This window comes from Herbaspirillum sp. RV1423, assembly GCF_000577615.1.
Classification (GTDB): domain Bacteria; phylum Pseudomonadota; class Gammaproteobacteria; order Burkholderiales; family Burkholderiaceae_D; genus Herbaspirillum.
The window spans coordinates 19,359-27,231 of record NZ_CBXX010000049.1; the positions used below are offsets into that span (position 1 = coordinate 19,359).

Here is a 7,873-nt window from a genome sequence, read left to right on the forward strand (position 1 = left end):
CTCCGCGCTGTCCTTTCTCGCGACGCAGTATCGGCGTCGCCCGCGTCATCGGTAATCGCCGATGCCAAGCACCGCTTCATACTCTGCAATCGGCACCGTCCCGCACGGTGCGCCGAACGCGCTGCCGGTGGCGCGGATATGCTCGGCGAAACGCTGCATCATGTGCGTATACGCCAGCGTCGCCGAAATCGGAAAGCTCAGCACGCGAAAGCCCAGCGCGCCGAACTGCGCGGCGGTCAGCGGCGGCGTCTTGCCGTCGACGGCGTTGAACATCAGCGGCGCATCGATGGCGGCCACGGCCTGCCGCATTTCGTCTTCGGATTGCAGCATTTCGAGCAGCACCAGGTCGGCGCCGGCGGCGGCATAGGCCTGGCCACGCGCGATTGCTTCGTCGAGGCCGAGCGGCATGCGCGCATCCGAACGGCCGATGATCAGGAAATCCTTGCTCTTGCGCGTCGCCGCGGCAACGCGGATTTTCTCGACATGCTCCTCCTTGGAAATCAGAGCGAGGCCTTTCATCGCGCCGCATTTCTTGGGCGTGACCTGGTCTTCCAGGTGGATCGCCTGGACACCGGCGGCTTCGTAGTTCTGCACCGTGCGCGCAACGTTGTTGAGGTTGCCGTAACCGGTGTCGGCGTCGGCGATCACCGGCACCTGCACCGCGGCGGCGAAGGCGCGGCCGCGCTCGACCATTTCACTCATGCCGAGCAGGCCGATGTCGGGCGCGCCCAGCAGGCTGGCGGACAAGCCGTTGCCGGTCATATAGACGGCTTCGAAACCGGCCTGTTCATAAATGCGCGCGCCAAGCGCGTCGTGGCAGCCGGGCGCCACCACAATACCCGGCTGGCGCAGGCGCCGGGCCAGCGACATTGCTTGTTTCATCATGCTCTCCGCAAAGAATTGCGCCGCCAGCGACGGCGGCGCGGGGGACTTCCATTGCGCAACCAACCTAATCGGCGGCGCGATCGTTCCTGATTTTGAGCGATGCGCACAGCACGAAGCCGATCATCGGACTCACCGCCAGCACCAGCAGGGCGATCGAAAAGCTTTGCGTGGTTTCGCGGATCCAGCCTACCAGATAAGGCCCGACGAACCCGCCAATCTGGGCAAAGCCGTTGATCATGGCGATGCCCCCGGCCGCCGCGGCGCCGGTCAGGAACTGCGTCGGCAGCGTCCAGAACACGCCCAGCGTGGCCCACAAACCCATCGCCGCGATGCAGATCAGGATCAGTCCCGCCAGCGGCGACGGCACCAATGCGCTGGCGGCCAGGAAAACGCCGCCGCACAGCCCGGCGCAGGCGGTGTGCATCTTGCGCTCGCCGGTACGGTCGGAACTGCGCGCCACCAGCACCAGACCGACGGCGGCGCAGAGGAATGGAATCGCCGAGACGATGCCGGTCTGGAAATTGTTGAGGCCGCCCAGGCTCTTGACGATCTGCGGCAGCCACAGCACCACGCCGTAAATCGCCACGGCGTTGAACATATACACCAGCGTCAGGACCCACATGCGCTTGTCGCGGAAGATCACCTTGAACTCATGTTGGGCGTGCGGCGCGTTCTTTTCCTGTTCGGCGGCCAGCGTCGCGGTCAGCCATCGGCGCTCGTCGTTGTCGAGCCACTTGCCTTGTTCGGGCCGGTCGACCAGGTAGAAAAAAGTCACGATGCCCATGACGATCGCCGGCAGTCCTTCCAGGATGAACATCCACTGCCAGCCCGACAGGCCGAACCAGCCGTGCGTGGAACTGAGCAGATAACCCGACAGCGGCGCGCCGACCACCGACGACAGCACGGTCGCGAGCATGAAACCGGCCACGGCCTTGCCGCGTTCTTTCTTGGGAAACCAGTAGGTCATGTAGAGCAGCACGCCCGGCGCAAACCCGGCTTCGGCCAGGCCCAGCAAGAAGCGCAGCGCATAGAAGCTCCATGCGCCCTGAATGGCGGCCATGGCGCAGCCGACGATGCCCCAGGTGACCAGGATGCGGGCGATCCAGATGCGCGGACCGACCTTGTGCAGGATCATGTTGCTGGGGATTTCAAAAGCGATGTAACCGAGGAAAAATATCCCCGCGCCCAATCCGTAGACCTTGGCGCTCAGGCCGAGATCGGCGTTCATCGTCAGCGCGGCGAAACCGACGTTGACGCGATCGAGGTAATTGATCATGAACAGGAAAAAGCAGTACCAGACGATCTTGCGGTGCAGCTTGCCGATGACGCGCTTGCCGATTTCGGCTCCGGCATCGAGCGTGCCGGCCGATGCTGCGTTGGCGTAAGCCATGTTGTCTCCTTTGGTGAGGTCTGTTATCAGAACGGCATGTCGAGACGCCGCCTACCCCGGGCGTTGTGGTTGTTCTTGCTCGCGGGGAAGCCAAATTATACGAGATACCGATCGGAAGGTAAAAAGGTATGACCAATTATGGGTGAAGCGAATCGGCGCGCCGAGGATTTATACAAATTAATACAATCAGCCCACACATCGACATACCTGCGGCGCAAAGCGGGCACTAGAATGCCGGGCATCCACAACAAGAAAACACCCAGCCATGCCGAGCAACAAGATTCTGCTTGCCGCTACCATTGCCATGCTGATCTGGTTGGCCGCTTACCTCCGGCCCGGACTCGGCTTCTGAGGACTGCAACGCAGGCGACCTGTTCAGGGCGGCAGTTGCCGCAGCGGGAAGCGCATGACGAACATGGCGCCGCCCAGTTCGCTGCTGCCGACGCGAATGCCGCCGCCGTGGCGCGCGACGATTTTCTTCACGATCGACAAGCCGAGGCCGTAGCCGCCGGTGGCGCGATCTCGACTCTGGTCGAGACGATAGAAGGATTCGAATACGCGCTCGCGGTCGGCTTCCGGAATACCGGCGCCGTCGTCCTCCACGATCAGCGTCCATGCATCGGACGCCGCCATTTCGGCACGCACGCGGATGATCGAACGCGCATGCTGCACGGCATTGCGCACGAGATTGGAATAAGCGCGCGCAAGGCTGCGCGATTCGGTGACCACGGTCTCGAGCCGCGCGTCGACGCTGCAATTCAATTCGAGCTTGCCCAACGCCAGCACCTCGTCGGTGACGCCGCAGGCGTCGCGCAGGAACGCGGGCAAGGCCACAGTTTCGGTGAAGACGCCCTGGCGATCGTGCTCCAACATGCCCAGCGTAAGCAGTTCGGCGACCAGCGCCTCCAGTTCCTCCACGTCCTTGCGCAGGCCGAGGATGCGATTTTCGGTTGCCGTATCCTGCGTGTGGTGTTGCAGGATATCGAGGCCGAACTCGAGCCGCGACAACGGCGTGCGCAATTCATGCGAGACTGCGTTGAGCATGTCGCGCTGTGCCTGGATCAGCTTGCCGATGCGATCGGCCATGCGGTCGAAGTGGCCGCTCAACTGGCGTATCGACGAGCGTCCCGACAAACCCACGCGGGCATCAAGCCTGCCGCCGCCGAAACGTGCGGCCGCCAGGCGCAGCTTTTCCAGATCGCGCCAGTGCGGGATCAGCCAGATGCATACCGCCGCCAGGATGGTGGTGAAGACCAGCGCGTACGCCCCCATCTCGACCATCGGGAGGCCGTCGAGCGATTGCACTCGCATCAACCCGCCGTCGTCGAGTTTGACGTACACCAAGCAACATTTGCTGCCGGTGATTTCCCACCCGACACGATGCCGCGCCAGTTGTTCGCGCACGGACGGCTGCAATTGCTCAAATGTTTGCGTCGGCCGGCTGTAACGTCCGGGCGCGGCCGCACGCAACTGTTCCAGCAACGCCTCCTGTTCGTCCCGGCTGCGCCCTGACAGCAAATGATTGAGCATGAAGCTCTCACCGTTGAAACTGGTGCGTACGGCCTGGGCGTACTGACGGGCGAACAGGTGCGGGAAACCGTAGTTGACGACGAGGATGGAGGCCACCACGAGCGCGGCGATGACCAGATATAAACGCACTAAATTACGGAGCACCTACTCCTCCCAGGCGATCGGACTGAACAGGTAACCGCGCCCCCATACCGTCTTGATCTTGCGCGGTTCCTGCGCATCGTCGTTGAAGCGTTTGCGCAGGCGCGAAATGCTGACGTCGACGGTGCGGTCCATGCCGTCGAAATTGATCCCGCGCCAGCGACGCAGCAACTCGTCGCGACTGAGCACCTTGCCCGCTGCCTGCACCAGGATCACGAACAGGTTGTAATCGGAAGTCTTGAGGTCGATCTCTTCGCCCTTCCAGCACACCTGGCGCGCGGCGAGGTCGATCTGCAGTTCGCCGAATTGCAACTGGCGCACTTCGGCGACTTCGGACTGGCCTTCACGACGGCGCAGGATGGCGCGCAGGTGCGCCAACAGCAGGCGCGGCTGGACCGGCTTGAGCATGTAGTCGTCGGCGCCGATTTCGAGACCGGCGACCTGATCGAAAATGTCGACGCGCGCGGTCAACATCATCACCGGCAGCGACGAGTCCTTGCGCAACTGACGGCAGATGTCCATGCCGTCCATGCCGGGCAGCATCAGGTCGAGGATCACCACGTCGGGCTTCTCGCGCTCCACCGCCGCCAGCGCCCGATCGCCGCGCAATACCACCGCCACTTCGAAATCGTAGCGGCACAGATATTCCGATATCAATTCGGCAAGACGGACATCGTCTTCGATCAACAGTATTTTTTTCATTCTTGCTTATACCCGACTGTGCCTGACTAGGCCCTCCCGCAGCATCCCGTGCGCATGATAGCCGCGCCCCCGTGCGCTGTGCCGGCGCATTACAAACAAAAACATTTTGACACATCGACACACATTTCCACACCAAACTCCCACAGACCGCCCCGGCCTGCATACCGACAATGTGCTTATTCATCACTGGAGAAAAAATGAAACATCGCCGTCCATTCATCGTTGCCGCCATCGCCTCTTTGGCCGCCGCCGCGACTGCCGCACCGGCACAGGCGCAGTCTGAGCCCGCGCCGGCCGGCGAAAGCTCGACCAAAATCATGCTGGGCCTGGGCGCCGCCTATATGCCGCGCTATGCCGGCAGCGACGAATACAAAGGCGTCGCCCTGCCCGTCATCAACGTCGTCACGCCCTGGGGCGGCTTCATCGACAGCGACGAAGGCATCGGCTATCGCCGCGTCTTCGGCGAGAAGTTCATCGCCTCGGCGGCGTTGGGTTATGACCCTGGCCGCAAGGATTCCAACGAGCGTCTCAAACCAGGCTCCGACAAATTGAAAGGCATGGGTGAAGTCAAAGGCGCCGCGCTGCTTAACCTCAGCCTCGGCTATCGCATCACGCAAAACCTGACGATCAGCGCCGGCGCGTCGCAGCCGCTCAGCAATCGAGATCGCGGCCGCAACTATTACGCCAAGGTGGACGCCACGGTGCTGACCATGCCGAAGGACAGCCTCGCCGTCGCCGGCAGCGCGCACTTCGGCAGCGCCGATTACAACCAGAGCTACTTCGGCGTCACCGCGAACCAGAGCGCAAACAGCGGCTTCGCAACATATACGCCGGGTTCCGGCTTGTACGCACTCAAGGCCGGCATCACCTGGACCCACCGCTTCGACGAAAACTGGTCGCTGCTGGCCGCCACGGAAGCGACACGCTACATGACGAAGGCTGGCGACAGTCCGATCGTCAAGGCGCGCACCAATTACGGCACCATGGCGGCCGTCAACTATACCTTTTGACGTGCATTGAGCCGTCGCGGTATGCCGCGCGGCTGGTTCGGAGGGCGGCCGCACTGCCGGCCCCCAATCGGCGCTATAGTCTGGTCCTTGCAACTTGTCTTCTCGTTAACCGGATCGATTATCCCGATGACCACTCCATCCTCCGACCTCATCGCCTTGCGCGACATCGTCCGCCGGTTCGCCGAAGAGCGCGACTGGCAGCAATTCCACACGCCCAAGAACCTCGTCATGGCCTTGTCAGTCGAAGTGGCCGAACTGGTCGAGCATTTCCAGTGGCTCAAGACCGGCGAACAGGACGAACTCGACGCTGTCCGCCGCATCGGCGTGCGCCATGAACTGGCCGATTCGCTGGTCTATCTGATCCGCCTGGCCGACCGGCTCGATGTCGACCTGTACGACGCCGTGATCGAAAAGATGGCGCTCAACCGCGAGAAATACCCGGTGGAAAAAGTGAAGGGGCAGTCGCGCAAGTACAGCGAATATTAAAATAGAGCGTTTCGCGCGATGCAGCGCGTGCACCTCCCCACGTCAGGAACATCAATGAAACCGTCCCTCATCCCGTCCGCGCTATTCGGCCTGCTGCTTTCCGCCGTCGCCTTGCCGGCGCTGGCCGATATCGACAGCGCGCTGAATGCCTATGGCGAACAAAAATACGATGCCGCCTTCCGCGAGTTTTCGCAGTTGTCGGCCGCAGGCGACAATCGCGCCAAGTCTTTCCTGGCGCTGATGACGCTGCGCGGCCAGGGCACGGTGCGCGACGTCAAGCAGGGCGCGAAACTGGCGCGCGAATGCGCCGAAGGCGGCGAGCCGACCTGTGCCGCGATCTACGGCGAACTCAATCTGCCGGGCAAGGGCCTGCCGGTCGATTTCGCCGAGGCGCGCACCTGGACGCGCAAGGCCATCGCCGCCGGCGACCAGCGCGCAGGCTATGTACTGTGGCAAGCCTACTCGCTCGACCCGGCCAACCAATACATCGTCAACGGCAAACCCGACCAGAACAAATACAACGCCATCGCCCGCCGCGACATTGCCGAGCGCGGCAACCAGATCGAAGCCATTGACGCGCTGGCCGGTGCGGCCGCCGCCGGTTACGTGCCGGCGCGTCTGATGCTGGCCACGCTGCTGCTCGAACAAAGCGGCGCCGGCACGACCAGGCAGATCCGTTCGCTGCTCAACGGCATCCCCGACCTGCCGCCGAATTACCAGAAATACCTGGCGCTGGCGCAGCAGGTCGACACGCTGGGACCGTCGCGCGCCGCGCCCAAGGTGATCGCCGACGCCATTCCGGTCGTCATGACGGGAGCCGCGCTGGCGGCGGAACGCAGCGGCACGCCCAATGCGACGCAATGCAAGGATTTCCGGTTGATGTCGATCCGGGACGTCAGCCGCATCGGCGATGCCGTCTGGCTGCCGCTCAAGCACCCGCTGGTGGCCGACACCTATCCGCTCAAAGGCAGTTGGACGGAAGACTGGCATGTGTTCTTCTGCGGTGCCGAGCGCACGCTGCGCATGCAGTTCGATGTCGACGGCATGGGCGGCGCGTATTACAAGGTCAAATCCTGAAAAGGGCTGCACACAGCCGCCCTTCCTTGCTTGCCGGCCCATTCGTTTCGCGTATGATATCCGCTCCATCTTCACTGCACAGGAGACAGGCATGAATTTGCGCATCGTCGAACTGCCGCCGGCCAGGGTTGCCTTCCTGCGTCACACCGGCCCTTACGGCCCCGCGCTCGGGGATTTCTGGCGCGACACCTTCATTCCCTGGCTGCAGGCCAACCATCTCGACGGACCGACCTGTTACGGCGTCGGTCTCGACGATCCTTCCTCCACGCCGCCGGAACAATGCCGCTACGACGCCTGCGTCGAAGTGCCCGACGGTTTCGTCGCGGACAGCCCGGCGCAGGTCGTTACCTTGCCCGGCGGACGCTATGCGGTGGCGGATTTCCGCGGCAATGCGCGCGATATCGGCGCAGCGTGGATGAAGATGTGCGGTGAACAGATGCCCGGCCTGGGCCTGCAGTTCGACGCCCGCCCGAGCTTTGAACGCTACCTGCCGGGATCGCGCACCGATCCGCAGACCGGCTTGTTTTCCTGCGAAATCTGCGTCGCGGTGCGGTAAAAACAATACGTCGCCGCCTGGCGACATGCATTCCCGGATAAGATCGCGTATGCTTGACATGGAGCAACATCGCCTTGAAGCAAAATTGGCGATGTA

The 7,873-nt window shown here is 62.8% G+C and carries 8 protein-coding genes; 4 read left to right on the top strand and 4 right to left on the bottom strand.

The genetic code is table 11. The features are described 5' to 3' along the window. Positions 1–45 precede the first annotated feature (45 nt). The 4 genes from RV1423_RS26000 to RV1423_RS26015 form a co-directional block, all read right to left on the bottom strand. Positions 46–885, bottom strand: a complete 840-nt coding sequence (locus RV1423_RS26000) for an oxaloacetate decarboxylase (protein WP_197035010.1) — start codon at positions 883–885, stop codon at positions 46–48. A 64-nt stretch (positions 886–949) separates the two neighbouring features. After that, positions 950–2,275, bottom strand: coding sequence for an MFS transporter (locus RV1423_RS26005; RefSeq protein ID WP_034303343.1), 1,326 nt, complete (start codon positions 2,273–2,275; stop codon positions 950–952). A 375-nt stretch (positions 2,276–2,650) separates the two neighbouring features. Continuing rightward, positions 2,651–3,949: an ATP-binding protein gene (locus RV1423_RS26010; protein ID WP_034303345.1), complete on the bottom strand. Its 1,299-nt coding sequence runs from the start codon at positions 3,947–3,949 to the stop codon at positions 2,651–2,653. Further along, positions 3,950–4,648, bottom strand: a complete 699-nt coding sequence (locus RV1423_RS26015; RefSeq protein WP_034303347.1) for a response regulator — start codon at positions 4,646–4,648, stop codon at positions 3,950–3,952. Between the two features lie 197 nt (positions 4,649–4,845). Between RV1423_RS26015 and RV1423_RS28785 the strand changes: the two genes are divergently transcribed. From RV1423_RS28785 to RV1423_RS26035, 4 genes are all read left to right on the top strand, one after another. Further along, positions 4,846–5,658 carry a MipA/OmpV family protein gene (locus RV1423_RS28785; protein WP_051516970.1) on the top strand — a complete coding sequence of 271 codons (813 nt, stop codon included), beginning with the start codon at positions 4,846–4,848 and terminating at the stop codon, positions 5,656–5,658. Between the two features lie 126 nt (positions 5,659–5,784). Then, positions 5,785–6,144: a nucleotide pyrophosphohydrolase gene (locus RV1423_RS26025; protein ID WP_034303350.1), complete on the top strand. Its 360-nt coding sequence runs from the start codon at positions 5,785–5,787 to the stop codon at positions 6,142–6,144. 54 nt (positions 6,145–6,198) lie between these two features. Beyond that, on the top strand, positions 6,199–7,221 hold the full coding sequence (locus RV1423_RS26030; protein ID WP_034303352.1) for a tetratricopeptide repeat protein: 1,023 nt from the start codon (positions 6,199–6,201) through the stop codon (positions 7,219–7,221). 91 nt (positions 7,222–7,312) lie between these two features. Next, positions 7,313–7,777, top strand: coding sequence for a GyrI-like domain-containing protein (locus RV1423_RS26035; protein WP_034303356.1), 465 nt, complete (start codon positions 7,313–7,315; stop codon positions 7,775–7,777). Positions 7,778–7,873: the final 96 nt, after the last annotated feature.